At 54.6% G+C, this 19,504-nt stretch carries 13 protein-coding genes; 2 read left to right on the top strand and 11 right to left on the bottom strand.

Features of this window, described 5'->3' with window-relative positions; translation table 11 throughout:
- The first annotated feature begins 32 nt into the window (after window positions 1-32).
- The gene (locus tag NFR25_RS03365) at window positions 33-965 is read left to right on the top strand and encodes a Ppx/GppA phosphatase family protein (RefSeq protein WP_251197844.1); all 933 of its coding nucleotides are present in this window, start codon (window positions 33-35) and stop codon (window positions 963-965) included.
- A 117-nt stretch (window positions 966-1,082) separates the two neighbouring features.
- Window positions 1,083-4,109: a polyphosphate kinase 1 gene (gene ppk1, locus NFR25_RS03360; RefSeq protein WP_251197843.1), complete on the top strand. Its 3,027-nt coding sequence runs from the start codon at window positions 1,083-1,085 to the stop codon at window positions 4,107-4,109.
- A gap of 213 nt (window positions 4,110-4,322) precedes the next feature.
- Here the strand turns inward: ppk1 and uvrB are convergent, their stop codons facing one another.
- The 11 genes from uvrB to NFR25_RS03305 form a co-directional block, all read right to left on the bottom strand.
- Entirely contained in the window at window positions 4,323-6,443 is a 2,121-nt protein-coding gene (uvrB, locus tag NFR25_RS03355; RefSeq protein ID WP_275556935.1) for an excinuclease ABC subunit UvrB, read from the bottom strand.
- Window positions 6,440-7,042 carry a dephospho-CoA kinase gene (gene coaE / locus NFR25_RS03350; protein ID WP_251197842.1) on the bottom strand — a complete coding sequence of 201 codons (603 nt, stop codon included), beginning with the start codon at window positions 7,040-7,042 and terminating at the stop codon, window positions 6,440-6,442. Before coaE ends, uvrB begins: the two co-directional genes overlap by 4 nt.
- A 43-nt stretch (window positions 7,043-7,085) precedes the next feature.
- Window positions 7,086-8,183, bottom strand: a complete 1,098-nt coding sequence (mnmA, locus tag NFR25_RS03345; protein WP_275556934.1) for a tRNA 2-thiouridine(34) synthase MnmA — start codon at window positions 8,181-8,183, stop codon at window positions 7,086-7,088.
- Window positions 8,140-9,300, bottom strand: a complete 1,161-nt coding sequence (gene rpsA, locus NFR25_RS03340) for a 30S ribosomal protein S1 (RefSeq protein ID WP_251197840.1) — start codon at window positions 9,298-9,300, stop codon at window positions 8,140-8,142. The genes mnmA and rpsA overlap by 44 nt, the downstream gene beginning before the upstream one ends.
- Window positions 9,301-9,699: 399 nt before the next feature.
- Window positions 9,700-11,283 carry a phosphoglycerate dehydrogenase gene (gene serA, locus NFR25_RS03335; protein WP_251197839.1) on the bottom strand — a complete coding sequence of 528 codons (1,584 nt, stop codon included), beginning with the start codon at window positions 11,281-11,283 and terminating at the stop codon, window positions 9,700-9,702.
- 114 nt (window positions 11,284-11,397) lie between these two features.
- Window positions 11,398-12,393: a ketol-acid reductoisomerase gene (ilvC, locus tag NFR25_RS03330; RefSeq protein ID WP_251197838.1), complete on the bottom strand. Its 996-nt coding sequence runs from the start codon at window positions 12,391-12,393 to the stop codon at window positions 11,398-11,400.
- Window positions 12,394-12,482: 89 nt separating this feature from the next.
- On the bottom strand, window positions 12,483-12,968 hold the full coding sequence (gene ilvN / locus NFR25_RS03325; protein WP_251197837.1) for an acetolactate synthase small subunit: 486 nt from the start codon (window positions 12,966-12,968) through the stop codon (window positions 12,483-12,485).
- 2 nt (window positions 12,969-12,970) lie between these two features.
- Window positions 12,971-14,782 carry a biosynthetic-type acetolactate synthase large subunit gene (gene ilvB, locus NFR25_RS03320; protein WP_338024378.1) on the bottom strand — a complete coding sequence of 604 codons (1,812 nt, stop codon included), beginning with the start codon at window positions 14,780-14,782 and terminating at the stop codon, window positions 12,971-12,973.
- Entirely contained in the window at window positions 14,779-16,437 is a 1,659-nt protein-coding gene (gene ilvD, locus NFR25_RS03315; RefSeq protein WP_251197836.1) for a dihydroxy-acid dehydratase, read from the bottom strand. The genes ilvB and ilvD overlap by 4 nt, the downstream gene beginning before the upstream one ends.
- Before the next feature lie 484 nt (window positions 16,438-16,921).
- Window positions 16,922-17,953, bottom strand: a complete 1,032-nt coding sequence (gene cydB / locus NFR25_RS03310) for a cytochrome d ubiquinol oxidase subunit II (RefSeq protein ID WP_251197835.1) — start codon at window positions 17,951-17,953, stop codon at window positions 16,922-16,924.
- A gap of 2 nt (window positions 17,954-17,955) precedes the next feature.
- A complete protein-coding gene (locus tag NFR25_RS03305) occupies window positions 17,956-19,446 on the bottom strand; it encodes a cytochrome ubiquinol oxidase subunit I (RefSeq protein WP_251197834.1) in 1,491 nt (496 codons plus the stop codon).
- Between the last annotated feature and the right edge of the window lie 58 nt (window positions 19,447-19,504).

Raw genomic sequence — 19,504 nt, 5'->3', positions numbered from 1 at the left:
TAATAGTGGTTGCAGAAGATGAAGGAGTGAGCATGAGCCGCTATGCAGTCATAGATTTCGGATCGAATACGATCCGTTTGTGCGTTTACAGTGTGGATATACAACGCGATGAACCCCTTACGCGCAAGAACATCACCATGCTGCTCAACTACAAAGAGATGGCGGGCATCTCTTCCTACATCCAAGATGGCACGCTCCAACCCAAAGGCATCAAGAAAGCCGCGCGCATCATCCGCGAACAGCAGGAGTGCGCGTCGTTCTTCGATTGTGACCAAGTCCAAGTCTTCGCTACCGCCGTGCTTCGCAACTGCAAGAATAGCAAGAGCGCAAAGCGCGCCATCGAGAAGGCTTGTGGGCTTTCGATCACGTTGCTATCGAATGAAGAGGAAGCGCATCTTGGGGTGGTAGGTGCGCGGCTTGACTGCACGCTGGCCAATGCGACCGTGGTTGATATCGGCGGCGGATCGACGGAGCTGACCGCTCTTTCCCGCGGGTCTGAGAAGGCTGCCACCAGCATCCCCCAGGGCTCTCTTTCTTCGTTCAGCCAGTTCGTCAAAGGAGTCTTGCCTACTTCTGGCGAGATGAAGCAGATCGCTCGGAGCTTCGATGATCTTTACGCGCGAGAAGACCAGAAGGCTTTCGTGCGCAAGAATCTTATCGGTATCGGCGGGGCCATCCGTGCAGCGGCGAAGGTCTACGGCGATGTCTTCAACGGCGGCAAACGCTCGAGCATCTTGCTTCCTGAGCAGCTTGAAGAGATGCTCGCGGCTTATCGCAAAGACCCTGGCGATCTGATGCATCGTGCTATCAAGACCATCCCTGACCGCATCCACACCTTCATTGCTGGATGCTCGATCATCTTGCAGGTTTTCGAACACACTGGTGCCCGAAAACTGACCATCGCAAAACATGGTGTTCGCGAAGGCTTCTTGATCGAGCAAGTACTTGGAAAAATCACCAGTTAATTGCCCAAAAATACCCCGAACTACGCCTAAAGATTGGTACAATGATTACGTCTGTGCTCTCTGCACGGACCCTACAGAACCAACCGTAGTTGACCTTGAAGGGGATCTAGAGCAATCATGGTAGCGAAAAAGGACAACAGTTCGGCTCAGTCGTCCAAATCTTCTGACGCTTCAAACACCGAAACCAAGGGCAAGAAGACCCAGGTCAAGAACGATTCTTCCAAGAAGAAGCTCGAACGCCTGCCCTACATGCAGAATCGTGAGCTCTCTTGGCTCAACTTCAACAAGCGCGTGCTCGATCAAGGTGAGGACCAAAACGTTCCGCTGCTAGAGCGCCTTACTTTCGTGTCGATCTTCTCTAGCAACTTGCAAGAATTCTTCATGGTGCGCGTTGGCAGCTTGACCGACCTTTCATTGATCAAGAAAGAGATCCGCGACAACAAGACGCTCATGACCCCCGAAGAGCAGCTCAACGCTATCTACCAGCGTTGCCACGAGCTCTACCCCGATCAAGAGCGCATCTTCATGAACATCCAAGATCAGCTGGCAGAATACGGCATTCGCAACCTGCAAGTGAAAGATCTTTCCGATGAGCAGCGCGAATGGCTTCATGGCTATCTGGAAGACCAGGTAGTCCCCTACCTTTCGCCTCAGATCATCAATGCGCGTCACCCCTTCCCGCATTTCGAGAACGGTAAGCTCTACATCCTGTTGCGCCTGAACGAAGAACTGCCGAAGAGCTCTTCGGACGATAGCGACTCCAAATCGAAGAAGAAGCCGAAGAACCTCGGTGCTGAAGACGCGACCTTCGGACTTATCCCACTGCCGCGCCAAGCCAAGCGCCTCATCCTGCTGCCTGGTGAAGGTACGCAGTTCATCCTGCTGGAAAACGCACTGAAGCTGATCGTGGATGAGGTCTTCTCGATGTACAGCACTAAGCGAGCGAGCGTTATCTGCGTTACGCGCAACGCTGACATCGATCCTAATACCGATATCGACGAGATCGATTACGACTATCGCGAACACATGAAGCGCATCCTGAAGAAGCGCGCTCGTCTTACTCCAGTGCGCCTGGAGACCGACACGGCACTTTCTTCAGTGACCGAGCAGTTCTTGCTGCCGCGTTTGGATATCACGCAAGATCAAGTGTTCGTTACCAACGTTCCGCTCGACATGAGCTATGCATGGAGCCTTCCGGATCTAGTCGACCCAGAAACCGCTGCTAAGCTCACCAACGACCCCTTCTCGCCTGCATGGCCAGCATGCCTGGACCGCAACCAGTCGATCATGCAACAGGTCATCGAGCACGACAAGCTGCTCTCGTATCCTTACCAGAGCATGGATCCGTTCATCAACTTGCTGCGTGAAGCAGCTAACGACCCCTCGGTCCTTTCCATCAAGATCACGCTCTATCGCTTGGCAAGCCAGTCTCATCTGGCAGAAGCGCTGCTCGCGGCAGCAGAGAACGGCAAAGAGGTTACCGCCCTGTTCGAATTGCGCGCTCGCTTCGATGAGTCGAACAACATCGAGTGGTCCCAGCGTTTCGAACAAGCAGGTGCTCACGTCATCTACGGTTTCCGCGACTACAAGGTGCATTCGAAGATCTGCGTCATCACGCGCATGACCGACAACGGCCTGCAGCGCATCACGCAGCTGGGCACTGGCAACTACAACGAAAAGACCTCGAAGCTCTATACGGACTTCAGCTTCATGACCGCCGATCCGCGCATCGGCCAGGATGCGGCTGAATTCTTCAAGAATATGAGCCTTGAGAACATCTCGACCAACTATTCCACCCTTTCGGTTGCGCCACTGCAGATCAAACCCATGATCTTAGAGAAGATCGATGAGCAGATAGCGCGTGCGAATGCGGGCCTTCCCAATGGCCTTGTGTTCAAGACCAATTCCATCACCGACAAGGACACTATCGATAAGATCGTGGAAGCTTCTCAGGCGGGGGTTCATACCACGCTATTCGTACGCGGTATCTCTTGCATCGTTCCAGGCATCAAGGGCTACACCGAAAACGTCGAGGTAGTTTCCATCGTCGGTCGCTTGCTCGAGCACAGCCGCATCTATGGCTTCGGCGTGCAGGAAGACATGGAGATCTACCTTTCTAGTGCTGATCTGATGACACGTAACATGGACAAACGCGTTGAGATCGCATGGCCCATCTTCAATCAGGAGCTGAAGGACATCGTCCTGAATTACCTCGATGTTTCCCTCTCTGATACCGCGAAGTTGCGCATGCTGGAGAACAACCTCGAATACACTCCGCTCGGTTATTTCTCGGAAGAGACCGCTTCTGGCAAGATCGAATCCTTCGACTCTCAGGCTTTCCTCATCCACAAGGCGGAAGTGGACTACGAAGAGTCTGCACTGCTGAATGAAGAAGAAGCCATTTCGCGCGCTGCACGTTCGCACGTGAACCATATCATCTCTGCACCAGTTTCGACCGTACGCGAAGATGCGGTGGGCAACGCTAAGGAGAGCATCTCGCTGGAGGTGCCGTATTCGGTGCCGCTCGAAGAAGGCGAACCAGGCGTTGTGACTAATTTCGCTTCTGAGGCTGACGATCACACTAAAGCGCAGGATGCTTCAGATGGGGCCAGGACGGCAAGTGACGCTCCTGTTATTCGCGACATCGACCATGTAGTCGTATCACTCGACGACGAAGTCGACCTGATGAAGTCCACTGAAGGAGAGCCGCTGAACAACACCCCTGTTGCAGAAGCGCATGCTGCAAGCGGTATCGCCCCTGAAGAAGTCGTGCTCAATATCGGTAGCAAAGTTGCAAGTGAAGCACCCGAAGATGCTGAATTAAGTTTCAACGCGCCCATTGCCAAGAGCGAGGAGGCGATCACTGCGGGTTCTGCAGCAGAAGCGGAGACAAACGCGGGCGAAGCTGATGAATCCAAGGGCGAGACTACAGCAGAGACTGCGGTCGAATCTGAAGTGCCTGCCCCTGAAGTCGAAGTGATCGAACAGGAAAAAGACGCGGCTACCGTGATCGAACCTGAAGACATCGAGATGCTCCCCCGTGAAGAGCCTGCTCAGAAAGTAGAGATCCAGCTTATCGAGCAGTTCCCCAAGAAGCCTAACTTCTGGAAGCGTCTCAAGTTCCTCTTCACTGGCCACTTCTAAGATGGCACAAGAACGGATCTACTTACACGAAGGCAACCCACTAGGGTTGCCTTCTTTTTTCATGTAAAGCTGTTAAGGCAGTTGGCCGATGCTGCTATATCGCCACTGAACTCTGAGCTGCAGAGTGCATCTTGATCACCTCGCGCCAATCAATTCTGTCCCCAAAGGGTCCGGGACAGAATTGAACCCGTCCCCAAAGTGTCCTGTCCCCTTTTAGCGTTTGCGGCGACCGTAGGCAGAGCCTTTGCGGGCAGTCTTCTTGAGTTCGCCCATTACGTCGGATTCTGATTTGCCTTCTAGCTGGATGCGAAGGGCGACGATCTCATCACGCAAAGCAGCTGCTTTTTCGAAATCCATAGCCTGAGAGGCGCTGATCATCTCTGTTTCCATATCGGAGATGACGCGCAACACTTCAGTACGGGAAAGACTTGCAAGTTCACGATTCACCTCATCAGCGGATTTACCTTCGGTATCTGCCAACTGATCGGTGATATCGGTGATGTTCTTACGAATGGTCTTAGGCGTGATGCCGTGCTCTTCATTGAAGGCCATCTGAAGGGAACGGCGACGCTCGGTCTCCTTGATCGCGCGGTCCATGGAGTCGGTAATGACATCGGCATACATGATCACTTCACCTTCAGCGTTACGCGCGGCGCGGCCAATGGTCTGGATAAGCGAACGATGATTGCGCAAAAAGCCCTCTTTATCGGCGTCCAAGATAGCCACAAGGGACACTTCTGGAAGGTCCAAGCCCTCGCGCAACAAGTTGATGCCAACAAGCACATCGAATTCGCCAAGACGCAGGTCACGCAAGATCTCAACACGCTCGATAGTGCCGATATCAGAATGCATGTAGCGTGCTTTGATGCCTTGATCGAGCAGATATTCCGTAAGGTCTTCAGCCATGCGCTTAGTGAGCGTGGTGATGAGCACGCGCTCCTTCTTCTCCACACGAATGCGAGCCTCGTCTACGATGTCGTCGATCTGGGATTTCGTAGGACGCACATCGATCTTGGGATCGAGCAAGCCCGTGGGGCGAATGATCTGCTCGACCTTCGCTTCGCTCACACGTTCCTCGTAGTCGCCAGGAGTAGCAGACGTGTAGACGAATTGCGGGATACGCGCCTCGAATTCATCGAAGCGCAGCGGACGATTATCCAAACACGATGGCAAACGAAAACCATGTTCTGCCAGGGTGATCTTGCGCGAACGGTCGCCTTCGTACATGCCGCGCACCTGCGGCACGGTAACGTGGCTTTCGTCGATGAAGCAGACGAAATCTTCAGGGAAATAGTCGATCAATGTATAGGGCGGCACACCAGGCGCACGGCCATCGATATGACGCGAATAATTCTCAATGCCCGAGCAAAAGCCCATGGTCTCGATCATCTCAAGGTCATAGGAAGTGCGCATCTCAAGACGCTGGGCCTCAAGCAGTTTTCCTTCCTTCTTGAATTCTTCAAGGCGCGCCTGAAGCTCGGTTCGAATGGAATCGAGCGCCCTTTGAAGCGCGGGGCGAGAAGCCACATAATGTGTTGCAGGCCAGATGGGCAACGCTTCATATTCGTTGATGACCTCGCCTGTTACCTTATCCACTTCTGCGATGGTCTCGATCTCATCGCCCCAGAATTCCACACGCAACGGGTTATCTGCATAGGGCGGGAAGATATCGAGTGCATCTCCGCGCACGCGGAATGTTCCACGCTGCAGATCGTAGTCGTTACGGTCGTATTGGATGTCGATGAGCTTGAGGATGAGCTCATCTCTATCTTGTTCCACCTCTTTATCCAAAAATACCGCTAAGCCTGCGTATTCCGCAGGAGAGCCGATACCGTAGATGCAAGAGACCGAAGCAACTACGATCACGTCACGGCGAGACAGCAACGCAGCCGTTGCAGCATGACGCAGCTTCTCCACCTCTTCGTTGATGGACGCATCCTTCTCGATGAAGGTATCGGTAGTGGGAACATAAGCTTCAGGCTGGTAATAATCGTAGTAGGAAACGAAATAGACCACCGCATTGTTCGGGAAGAACTCTTTGAGCTCAGCAGCAAGCTGGGCGGCAAGCGTCTTGTTCGGCGCCAAGATGAGAGTAGGGCGCTGAACAGCCTCTATGGCTTTTGCCATGGTGTAGGTCTTGCCCGAACCCGTGACGCCCAACAACGTTTGATAGCGCATGCCCGATTCGATATTGGCAGCAAGCTGGGCGATGGCTTCTGGCTGGTCGCCTGCAGGTTCGAATTCGGAAACTACCTCAAGTGGCTGAGTGGCCAAGCGCGCAACAGGCAGCTTGCCCTCCATAGAGGTCCCTTCAAGGCTTGCGAGGTGGCTCATCGCTCTTCCCCACCCGTGAAAGATTCCCACCACTGATCGATGGTCTGCTGGAATTCATCGATAGTGCCATCGTTGACGAACACCACATCCGCGATCGCTTCGCGGCGCTCATCAGGAACTTGATTCTTCAAGCGATTGCGCGCGTCCTCTTCGGTAAGACCGCGCTCTACCAAGCGCTGGATGCGCACTTCAGGCGAAGTGACCACCGCGATGACCACATCGGCATTCTTATAGAAATCGTCGCGACCATCAAGGATAGCCATCTCAAGGGCGACCACATCGTGTGTCTTGGCAAGTTCATCAAGTTGACGGAGTGATTCTGCGTAGACACGCTTCAACGTGACCGAATCGAGTAGCGCGGTAGCTTCAGGGGAAACGAAGGCTTTAGCCGCCAGTGCAGGACGCATGACGTTACCCGCTTCATCGAAGATATCCGTGCCAAACTTTTCGCTCAGCTCCGCCTTAGTATCGTCGAACGTGAGCACTTCATGGCCCACCTTATCGGCCTCGACCGTGCCAGCACCGTGGCTGCGCAAGAACTCGAGCAAGGTTGACTTGCCCGACCCAATGCCTCCAGTGATGAAGATTCTCTTTGCCATTCAATGGTCTCCTTCGGTAAGGAAGCGAACATGTGCTCCAAACTTAGGCGCTGAAAACGACCTTGTCAATGATACCGCCACCCAGAAGCACATTGCTCTGATAAAAAGCACAACATTGGCCAGGAGCCGTGAGTGATTGCGGTTCATTGAAGACCGCGCGCACGCGACCGTCTACTAAAGGTTCGACTCGCGCCACCACAGGTGCCGAGCGATAGCGAATCTTCACGGTACAAGTCTCGTCTGCTTTCGGCATGGCAAGCATCCAGTTCAGATCGCCCACCTCAAACGCCGAGATGAATGCACGTTCTTTGGGCGCGATGATAACAGCATTGTCTTCAACATCCTTGTCCACCACGAACTGCGGCTCGCCGAGCGCAACCCCTAAACCCTTACGCTGCCCCAGCGTGTAGCGATGCAGACCTTCGTGGGTGCCCACTTCTACTCCATCAAGCGTACGAATGGGGCCTGGATCGTCTTGAACGCCAACATCCAACAGGAAGTCGCGATAATCCCCTGCGATGAAGCAGAGGTCTTGGCTTTCAGGACGATGCGCGACTGGTATCCCCTGCTCTTCAGCATAGTGGCGCACCTCGGCCTTGGTGAAGCCGCCAAGCGGGAGCACCAAACGCGAGAGCTGCTCTTGGGTGAGCAGGCTTAACATATAGGTCTGATCCTTGGTCTCGTCGAGCGCGCGCTTGAGCGTGAGGCGCCCCGTATCCAAGTCTTCCACCACGCGCGCATAATGACCTGTTGCGATCTTCTCGCAGCCCAGGTCGTCTGCAGCCTGGCACAGCACGGGGATCTTGCAGAATCGGTTGCAGGTAACGCAAGGGCTCGGTGTCAGGCCAGCACAGCAATCGTTGATGAATGGCTGCACCACCACTTCGTCGAAAGCTTGCTGGGCTTCATAGACCACATGGTCGATACCAAGAAAACGACATACGTCTTCAGCCGCTGCTACTGCCGCAAGGGAAGCCTCGTCGTCATGGAAGACGCACGTGACCCCCGTGACTCGATAGCCTTCGGACAAAAGAAGAGCGGCAGAGGTTGCGCTATCAACCCCGCCGCTCAAACCTAGCGCAATGTGTGTACGAGCACTATTCAGTAGCTTCAGCTTCTTCCTTGGGCTCGGGCTCTTCAACGTCGATCTCGATACCGAGGTCTTCAGCAGCTGCCTTCATAGACAGGGAGATACGACGGCGGTCGGTGTTCACGTCCATGACCTTGACCTTGACATCATCGCCAACGCTGACAACCTGAGCAGGCGAATCGATGTGCTTCAGAGCCATCTCGGAGATATGAACCAGACCCTCAACATTGTCGCCCAGCTCGACGAATGCGCCGAACGGAACGATCTTGGTCACGCGACCATCAACGATGGTGTCGACTGGGTAAACCTCGACGAGCTTGATCCAGGGATCTTCCGTGGTCTGCTTAAGACCGAGCGAGATGCGCTCGCGCTGCAGATCGACATCCAGAACCTCAACTTCAACCTCTTCGTTGACCTTGACGACCTCAGAAGGATGATTGACGTGGCTCCAGGAGAGCTCGGAGATGTGAATAAGACCATCGATACCGCCGAGGTCGACGAATGCGCCGAAGTCGACGATGGAGGAAACGGTGCCCTTGAGACGCATGCCCTTCGAGAGCTTCTCGAGGATCTCTGCACGCTCGTTCTTGCGGCCTTCTTCCAGAAGAACGCGGCGAGAAAGAACGACGTTGTTGCGATTGCGATCCATCTCGATGACGCGTGCTTCGATCTCCGTGCCCAGATATGCAGTAAGATCCTTGACGCGACGAAGGTCGACCAGGGATGCAGGCAAGAAGCCACGCAGGCCGATATCGAGGATGAGGCCGCCCTTGACCACTTCGATGACTTCACCAGTGACCACTTCGCCAGCCTTGAACTTATCTTCGACCTGGATCCATGCACGCTCGTATTCAGCACGCTTTTTGGAGAGGATGAGACGACCGTCCTTGTCTTCCTTTTGAAGGACCAGAGCCTCGAGCTTGTCGCCCAGGTTCACAACCTCGGAAGGATCGGCATCTTTGCGGATAGAAAGCTCACGAGCAGGGATGACACCTTCGCTCTTGAATCCGATGTCTACGAGCACTTCATCATGCTCGATCTTGACAACAGTACCGTTGATCAGGTCGCCTTCGTCAAATTCGGTCAGCGTTCCATCGATCATCTTGTTCATTTCATCATCTGAAATGTCTTCGAATTCAATGACGGACGTGTTCTTGATTTCGGTCAAAACGGACCCCTTTCAAATACGGGGACCTTTGCTCATGATTGCAGTTACATTTACCATGTATGTCGCGCTCGCAAGCGGGCGCTTACAACAAACATGTCTCGGGTCCAATACTTACCATCTGCCCGTCCAGACAGACTGGGTTAGTATAGCACAGCTGCCTGTACGAACCACAAGGAAACTTGTGAAATGTTGGAGCGATCTCCACAAGCGATGAAGGCGCAGGAATGGGGTCTCGGATTCACCCGTTTCGCTGTTCGCCTTCGGCTCATGCGCTGCACTGCCTCATGCCTTCATACACGAAGGAGCCTTTTTAGGCTCCTTCTGTCTATTCAAGCTAGTGTTCAGAGTGAATCTACGACCCCCAAACCTACACCTTCATCGCTTACGCATTGCTTTTAGCTAGAGGTTCAGCACCCAGAGATCTTGAAGATCGACGGTATCTCTGAGCTGCGCGATCACTTCATCTGTTAGATCGGACTCTATGTTCATGAAGACCAGCACCTGATCGCTATCCTGCTTGGTGCTCACCTGCATGGTGGTGATGTTGACGTTCGCATCGCCAAGGATGGTACCGATGCTCCCAACGCGACCAGGAGAATCGACGTACTTCATGATAAGGCAGTGATCACCTGGAGCGATATCGCACTGATATCCCATGAACGAAACGATGCGCGGGGTTTGAGCAAGCCCGGAGACCGTACCGATGATCGACTTATCGTCGGCGGAGAGCTTCACGCTCGAAGAATACTCGAGCGCATCAGCGATGGAATGCGTTTCGATACGAATGCCATGACGTTGCGCAATGGTATCAACATTGGTGGGCGTAACGCGAACGAGCTTCTCTTGGGACGACAGATAGCCATCGAGCGCTGCTGCGGCAAGAAAGCCCGTATCAAGTCCCGCAAGAGCACCAGCCGTGGTAAGCGAGAGCACTGCAGGAAGCTCTCCCCTGTTCACCTGAGAGAGCATGGCACCCATCAACTTGCAAACAGGCGCATACGGAGCCAAGAGCTCGAGCACTTCGCTGGGGATGTAGGACGAATTCACCGATGTGGCCACGACCGAGCCAGAAAGTCCATCGGCAACATATTCGGCGATCTGCGTGCCAGCGCGATACTGCGCCTCACGCGTGAGCGCGCCAAGATGCGGTGTGAGCGTAGCCTGTTCGAATTCATGGAGCGGGCTGCTATAACAGGGCTGCTCCTCCCATTCATCGATGCCGCACGCTGCCACCTTGCCTGCAGCGATGAAATCAGAAAGCGCCTTCACGTCGTAGATGCCGCCACGCGCCGCATTCACCAGGATGACGCCGTCCTTCATCATCGCAAATTCTTCAGGACCGAACATACCGATGGTCTCGTCAGTAGCAGGCAGATGCACCGTGATGAAGTCGGCGATAGGCAGAACCTCTTCGATGGAATCGTACAAGGTCACACCCAACTGAGCAGCTCGTTCACGCGAGCAATAGGGATCATAGGCGATCACGTTCATACCGAATGCACGAGCGCGGTCCGCCACCAAGCCACCGATACGACCCAGGCCGAAGATAGCCAGCGTCTTATGGTAGAGCTCGGTACCCGTGAAATCACGGCGATTCCACCCGCCTTTCTTCATGCAGGCATCTGCAGCAGCGATGTTGCGCGCCGCCGCCAGCATGAGCGCAAAAGCATGCTCAGCTGCGGAAACTGTATTGGACACTGGTGCGTTGCAAACGATAACGCCATAAGCATTCGCAGCTTCGATATCGATGTTATCGATGCCCACGCCCGCACGTCCGACGATGCGCAGCTTCTTCGCTACATCGAAAATTTCGCGGTCGACCTTGGTAGCAGAACGCACGATCAACGCATCGTAATCTTTGATCACGCGCAACAGGTCCTCACGACTCAGATCGAACATGCAGTCGACCTGATATCCCTTATCGCGCAGTATCTCGATACCCGCGGGAACGATCTCTTCGGTCACTAGGATCTTTTCAGCCATGAAGACTCCTTGTTAATAGGCCTGCACTCAAGTGCTCTTATCTTTCTTAATCATAAACGAAAAGGCCCCCTGCTCGAAGAACAAGGGGCCTTTTGGGATGATAAGAAATACAGACTATTTCTTGATCCAGCTGAACATGGAGCGAATCTTGTCGCCAACCTGTTCGATCTGGGAAGCGTTTTCGCTCTCGCGCTTCTCGAGCAGCCACTTCTGGCCGTTCTTGGAATCTTCCATGAACTCGTTTGCGAAGGAACCATCCTGAATGCGGCCAAGGATCTTCTTCATAGCTTCACGGGAAGCTTCGGTGATCACTTGATCGCCTGCATAGTAGTCACCATATTCAGCGGTGTTGGAGATGGATTCACGCATGTTCTTCAAGCCGCCCTCATACATCATGTCAACAATGAGCTTGACCTCATTGAAGCACTCGAAGTATGCCATCTCGGGCGGATAGCCTGCTTCAACGAGCGTGTCGAAGCCAGCCTGGATAAGGGAGGTAAGGCCGCCGCAGAGAACAGCCTGCTCGCCGAAGAGGTCGGTCTCGGTCTCATCTTTGAAGGTGGTCTCGATAACGCCAGCACGAGCGCCGCCGATGCCCCATGCATAAGAAAGCGCAACTTCCTTAGCCTGGCCAGAAGCGTCCTGATATACGCAGATCAGGCAAGGAACGCCAGCACCTTCAGTGTAGACGCGACGAACCATGTGGCCCGGGCTCTTAGGAGCAACCATGATGACGTCAACATCAGCAGGGGGCTCGATGAAGCCATAGTGGATGTTGAAGCCATGAGCGAATGCGAGCGTATCACCAGGGTTCAGGTTAGGAGCGATGCTCTCTTCATAGATCTCTGCCTGCTTCTCGTCGGGAGCAAGGATCATGATAAGGTCCGCTTCCTTTGCAGCCTCGGGAACGGTCATGACCTTGAGACCCGCTTCTTCAGCCTCTTTCCAAGACTTGGAGCCTTCACGAAGGCCAATACGAACGTCGCAGCCGGAATCCTTGAGGTTGAGTGCGTGTGCATGGCCCTGAGAACCGTAGCCGATGATGGCGATCTTCTTGCCCTGGATCAGCTCGGGATTAGCGTCCTGCTCATGATAGATAGTTACAGCCATATTATTTCCCTTCTTCTAATGACTGATGTTTCAATGCTGTTGTTCCCAAGCGCATCGAATGCCGAGAACATTATTTGAACATTATAGTCTTAACTTACCTTCGATCCGCGCGACATTGCGATAAGTCCCGTACGGATGATCTCTTTGATACCGTAAGCGCGAAGCAAGTCTTCGATACCCTTGAGCTTGTCTTCGCTGCCCGTTATCTCGATGGTGAGCGACGTCTTGCCCACATCGACCACATTACCGCGGAAGATATTGGCGATCTCGATCACTTCATTGCGCTTTTCAGGCACCACGTGGACCTTGAACAATACCAGCTCGCGCTCGATAGCAGCGGTCTGGGTAAGGTCGGTGATCTTGTGGACCGAAATGAGCTTGTGAAGCTGTTTGGTGATCTGCTCGTAGGCGATATCATCAGCTTCCATGGTGATGGTGATGCGCGACATCGTAGGATCTTCAGTCGGACCGACCGACAGACTTTCGATGTTGAAACCGCGACGAGAGATGAGGCCCGCCACGCGGCTCAAGACACCAGATTTGTTCTCTACGAGTACAGAAAGGACATGTCTCATGATTACTTCTCCTCCTTGCGCTCGTCGATCAGTTCGCCATTGGGCCCGACCTTGATGTAGCCGAACATATCAGAGAGCGGAGCACCAGCTGGGACCATCGGGAAGACATTCTCGGTCGGGTCGATGCGCATATCAAGCAGTGCGGGTTTATCCGCCTCTAACAAGCGCTTGAACGCTCCTTCAAGATCCTCGGGCTTTTCAACGCGTTCAGCCTGCCAACCGTAAGCTTGCGCCACTTTCACGAAGTCTGGCAGATCGGGCAGGATGGTCTCGCTGTAGCGCTCGTCGTAGAAGAGATTCTGCCACTGATGGACCATACCCAAACGAGAGTTGTTCAAGATCAGCACCTTCACGTTGATGCCGTAGTAAGAAGCGGTGGTCATTTCCTGGATGTTCATCTGGAAAGAACCATCGCCCGCAACACAAACCACTTCCTTACCAGGACAGCCAACCTTAGCGCCGATAGCTGCAGGGAAACCGAAGCCCATGGTGCCTAGGCCGCCGCTCGAAAGGAACGTACGCGGAATATCACGGTCGATGTGCTGAGCTGCCCACATCTGATGCTGGCCCACTTCCGTGGTAACGATGCTGTCAGCAGGATCGAGCATTTCCGAGAGCAGATCGAGTGCACCCTCAGGCGAGATGGTGCCGTTTTCCGTGGCAACACCAGGGCTATAGAACGGATGGTCGTCGCGCCATTCGTTGATCTGGGTAAGCCACTCCCCTGTGATGGGCTGGAAATCACCGTCCTGCTCGATGAGGTCCTTCATGCCTTCGAGCACGACCTTCGCATCGCCTACAACGGGGATCTGCGGCAGGCGATTCTTGCCGATCTCGGCAGGGTCGATATCCACATGGATCACCTTCGCGTCAGGTGCGAAATCGGCCAACTTGCCCGTAACGCGATCGGAGAAGCGAGCGCCGATGGCGATGAGCAGATCGGCATTGGTCACCGCGTGGTTCGCATAGTAGGAACCATGCATGCCCACATGACCCAAATTGAGCGGATTCGATGCAGGGAAGGCGCCCTTTGCCATGAGCGTGGTCACCACTGGGATCTGCAGCGCTTCTGCTACCGCCAGCAATTCGTCTTCAGAATGAGAAGCAATGATGCCGCCTCCAACGTAGAGGACCGGGCGCTTAGCACTCTTGATCATGTCCACTGCTTGGCGGATCTGACGAGCGTTGCCTTTCACCGTTGGCTTGTAGGAAGGAAGCTGCACATCGGCCGGATAGTCGAAGACCATCTCCATGCCGCACAAATCGGAAGGCACGTCGATGAGGACGGGGCCTGGACGGCCCGAATTAGCGATATAGAACGCCTCACGGAAGGTGTTGGTAAGCTCGTTGATGTCCTGCAGCAAGTAGCTGTGCTTCACGACTGGCATGGTGATACCGACGATATCCGATTCCTGGAATGCGTCAGTGCCGATGATGCTGCGCGGAACCTGGCCAGTGATGACCACCATGGGAACGCTGTCCATATAGGCCGTTGCGATGCCCGTGACCGTATTGGTAGCACCCGGGCCACTCGTAACGATGACCACGCCCGTCTTGCCAGTGGCACGTGCATAGCCATCAGCTTCGTGCGTAGAGCCCTGTTCATGACGCGAAAGGATGTGCTTTATCTTCTTCGAGTCGTAGAGTGCATCGTAGATCTTGATGGCCTGGCCGCCGGGATAACCGAAGACCGTATCAACGCCTTCAGCTTCGAGCGAAGCGATGATGGCCTGAGCACCGGTCATCGTAGTGCCCTGCTTTTCAGTGTAGGGCCCAAGATTGTTGGCTTTTTCGTATTCGTTGTCGATGATCATCCGAAATATGCCCCCTTATCAGCGCTGGAGACCAGTTTTGCGTAACGAGCGAGCACACCTGTGGTGTACTTGGGATCGGGCTTTTCCCAATGCTTCAGGCGCTCGACCAGTTCATCTTCAGAAACTTCGAGGTTAAGCGTACCCTTGTCGATGTCGATATCGATGATGTCGCCTTCTTCGATGAGCGCGATGGGACCGCCCGCATAAGCTTCGGGGCTCACGTGTCCGATAGCCGGGCCCTTGGTAGCGCCCGAGAATCGGCCGTCGGTGATGAGTGCAACATCGTGGTCGAGACCCATGCCGCAAATAGCTGAAGTAGGCGTGAGCATCTCACGCATGCCCGGACCACCAGCAGGACCTTCGTAGCGGATGACCACCACGTCGCCCTTGTTGATCTTGCCACCGAAGATAGCTTCACAAGCTTCTTCTTCGCTATTGAACACGCGTGCGGGACCGCGATGCTGACGCATGTCGTCGGCAACCGCAGACTGCTTGACCACGCCATAGTGAGGAGCAAGATTGCCCTGCATGACACGCAAACCGCCTACCTGCGAATACGCATTCTCGACCGTGCGGACCACTTCCCCGTCAACGGGCGGGATCGAAGCGATCCAGTCCTTCATCGTACCGTGGCATGTGAGCGCAGATTCGTCGAGCAGACCATGACGGCCCAGCTCACCGATGATAGCCGAAACGCCACCGACCTTGTTCAGGTCTTGGATGTGCAACGAACCAGCAGGCGCGATGCGCGTGATGTTCGGGATCTCTGAGCAGGTCTTGTCCCAATCAGCCATGGTAACTGGGCAGCCCGCAGCATGCGAGATAGCAGTGAGGTGCAGCATGGTATTAGTGGAACCACCAAAAGCCATATCGAGCGCCATGCCGTTATGGATGGAAGCCGCGTTGATAATGTCGAGCGCAGTGATGTCCTTCTCGATCAGGTCCATGATCTTCATACCAGCATGTTTAGCCAAACGCACGCGCTCAGAATAGACTGCCGGGATGGTGCCATTACCAGGAAGCGCGATGCCAAGGCCTTCAGCCAAGCATGCGATGGAGTTCGCGGTGAACATACCCGAGCAGCTGCCACAGGTGGGACATGCCGTATTCTCGAAGAACTTCAGCTCGGATTCATCCATGGTGCCTGCTGTTACCTGGCCAACTGCATCGAAGAGCGTGTTGAGGTCAGTCTGGCAGCTGTTCTTGTCTTCACCTGCCAGCATGGGGCCACCCGAGATGAGGATGGTGGAAATGTTCAAGCGGCACGCTGCGATGAGCATACCAGGAACGACCTTGTCACAACTAGGAATGAGCACCATCGCATCGAACTGATGGCCTTGCACCGCACATTCGACCGAGTCAGCGATGACTTCACGGCTGGTGAGCGAATAGCGCATGCCTTCGTGATTCATGGCAATGCCATCGCACACGCCGATGGTGGTCATCTGGACTGGAGTGCCGCCCGCGGTGCGAACGCCCGCCTTCACCGCGTCAGCGATGGTCTGCAAATGGATGTGTCCAGGGATGATCTCGTTCTGTGAAGAAACGACTGCAACAAGGGGGCGGTCGAGCTCTTCGTCGGTGAACCCGTCAGCTTTCAGCAAGCTGCGATGGGGCGCACGCGCGAGACCTTTCTTGATAGAATCGCTACGCATGGGCATCACTCCTTCTTCTGGCCTTCTGGCCTTCGCTTCATGGCCCGAGCCTGGAGGCTTGAACAGGACGTCCAGCCATGGAGCGTCCGGCCTTTCGGGGCATAAAAAAATCCTGTGCAGCAAGTTGCATCAGGACCAAAGGAAAACGCTCGCCCAAACAAGCGCTTAGCTACCAACTGACGGTTTGGCTCCGATTCAACTTACCGACTTCGCGCCGCATGGAAGATCGTTCCAATCAGCGAAAAGATTTCAGATGAACAGCTCCGAGGCGCCTTTCAGACCGTCCTCCACCAACTTCCAGCGACCGTTGGCTCTCTGAAGAAGGATTCGTCCCTACTTTTCCTCATCACAGCTTTTCAAGTGCACCTATTATAACGCTCGCATGCGCACATGCAAGATGATTCCATAAAAAAGGGGCCGCATGGTTGCAGCCCCTTTCGTTTGTGGCGAACAGGCGGTTCGTTTTGGATCGCGTTCAGGCAACCTAATAGTTCAGGTCGTTCACGTCCACCCTGCCACGGAACGCACGGTAGATGAGCACGTGATAGAGCAGAACGAGCGGCAGACCCACGCAGGTGATGCCAGTCATCCAGGTGAGCGTGAGCTCGGATGATGCAGCATTCATAGCTGTGATGGTGCCGCCAACGCTGTCGGGGGATGCCACAACAAGGTTCGGGAACATCGAGGTAGCGAAGAGCATAATGAACATGAAGATAGCTGCGCACTGAACAACCACGCACAGCGTATCCTTCTTCTGGGCGCCCGCGAAGAGCGAGACCAGCAACAGCAGTCCAACGAGCACAGCCAGCACGATACGTACCCAACCAAGGGCATCATGCATCTGGGGCTGGACCACCGTGAGCGCCACGATGGTGAGCACGATGAACACTACCAGCGAGACGATCTGGAAGATAGGACGAAGCTTGGTGCAACGCTTGTACAGGTCGCTACCGAGCGGAGCCTTCGCGCACTCCCAAGCCAAGCCCTGCGTGAGGCAGAGCACCAAGCCCATAACACCGCAGAGCAGCGTGAAGGGGGTGATAAGGCCGAGCAGCGGCACACCAGAATAGTCGCCATTAGCCGTCATCGGGATGCCTTCGTAGATGCAGCCGATAGCCACACCGAAGAGCAAAGCTGGCAGCAACGAACCGATGCAGAAGCACCAGTCCCAAAGGCCTCGCCAGGAATTGTCGTGAGAGCGATACTCCAACGAGACCGCACGTACGATCAGGCCGAACAGCACCAACATGACCGCCAGATAGAAGCCCGAGAACGTGGTGGCGTATGCCAACGGGAATGCGGCGAAGAGCGCGCCACCTGCAGTGAGCAACCATACTTCATTGCCGTCCCAAACAGGGCCTACACTGCGGCGCAGGACCGCCTTCTCTTGTTCGTTCATACCTAGGATGGGATAGAGCACACCGATACCGAGGTCGAAACCATCGAGCATGAAGTACACCGCGATGAGAACCGCGATGAGAAAGAACCAAAGTCCTTGGAGAATGGTGATATCCATGACTACTCCCCTTCCTTGCTCGAAGTTGCATCATCAGAGCCAGCAGCACCTTCGGCCTTTTCAGGCTTTGCGGGCTCAGCCATGAATGAGGTCTGAGCACCAGCGACCTTGTCTGCAACAGGTTCGACTGGTCCTTGCTTGATGAAGCGCGATACGATGCGCGCCCATGCGATGAACAGGACTAGGTAGACCAGCGCGAAGAGCGTGAGCGTGATGATGAGCTCTGGACCTGAGACGGCAAGCGAGACACCATCAGCAGTGAGCAGGGACACGCCTTCGGGGCCCGTGACCGACGGATAGACAACCCAAGGCTGGCGACCGAATTCAGCGGTAGCCCAACCAGACTGGATAGCCAGCACTGCGAACAGCGGCGAGATGATGATGATCCACTGGAGCCACTTCATGCGCTTAATGGAGCCACCCTTGAACGTGAAGATGAGCGCGAGCAACAGCGTGAGCGCCATAAGACCGAACATGGCAACCATAAGATGATAGCTTTGGAACACCAAGTTAACAGGCGCATCTTCAGGATCGATAGCTCCGTACTGTTCAGTGTTGGAAAGTGCGTTCAGGCCATCATATTCGGTATCCCATGTGCCATTAGCCAGGAAGCTGGTGCCTCCAGGGATAGCGAAGGGAGCAAGTACTTCCTGAGATTCTTCATCCACCCAACCAAAGGCGTAGAGCGGCGGAACCTCGGATTCGTACATACCTTCCATCATGGCGAACTTCGTAGGCTGCTCTTCAGAAACGACCACCGCTGAAGAGTGAGCCGTGACGAGCATTGCTGCGCAGCTGATGGTAGCCACCACCGAGCCGATCTTCATAGCACGCAGCGCGAACTTCTCGTGGTCCTTCTTGTGCATATACCATGCAGCCACAGCCATGGTGCCGAACGCGCCCATGATAAGGACCGCACAGATGACATGCGAATAGCGCGTGAGCGTAGAGGGATTGAAGGCAGCAGCGAAGAAGTTCGTGAGCACCGCCTGAGTACCCGACGCAGAAAGCTCTGCACCGCCTGGGGTCTGCATCCAAGAATTCGCGATGATGATCCACAGTGCGGAGAGCGCCGAACCGAAGAACACCAGCCATGCGGAGATGAGATAGAAGCGCTTGGACACATGATTGCGTCCGAAGAGCAGCACGCCCAGGAACGTGGATTCCAAGAAGAACGCCAGCAACGCTTCAGCTGCCAGTGGTGCGCCGAAGATGTCACCCACGAAGCGAGAATAGTCCGCCCAGTTCGTGCCGAACGAGAATTCCATCGTGATGCCAGTGGCAACACCCAAAGCAAATGTTGCGGTGAAGATCTTGATCCAAAATCTTGACGCCGCAGCATCTTCTTCTTTGCCTGATCTGTATGCGCGCGTTTCATAAATGGCCACGATCAAACCAAGTCCGATGGAAATCGGTACGAGCAAGAAATGGTACATGGCCGTGAATGCGAACTGCATACGGGCCAAGAAGACCGGATCAGATAAGAAATCCATACAAATCCCCCTTTCAAGAACCTTTTCTCTTACGACGCAACGCTGCAAGCTTCGCGCC

It is taken from the genome of Anaerotardibacter muris (assembly GCF_943192915.1).
Classification (GTDB): domain Bacteria; phylum Actinomycetota; class Coriobacteriia; order Coriobacteriales; family Eggerthellaceae; genus Anaerotardibacter; species Anaerotardibacter muris.
The sequence above is the reverse complement of the archived record's forward strand: the minus strand, read 5'-3'. Positions and strand labels throughout refer to the sequence as shown.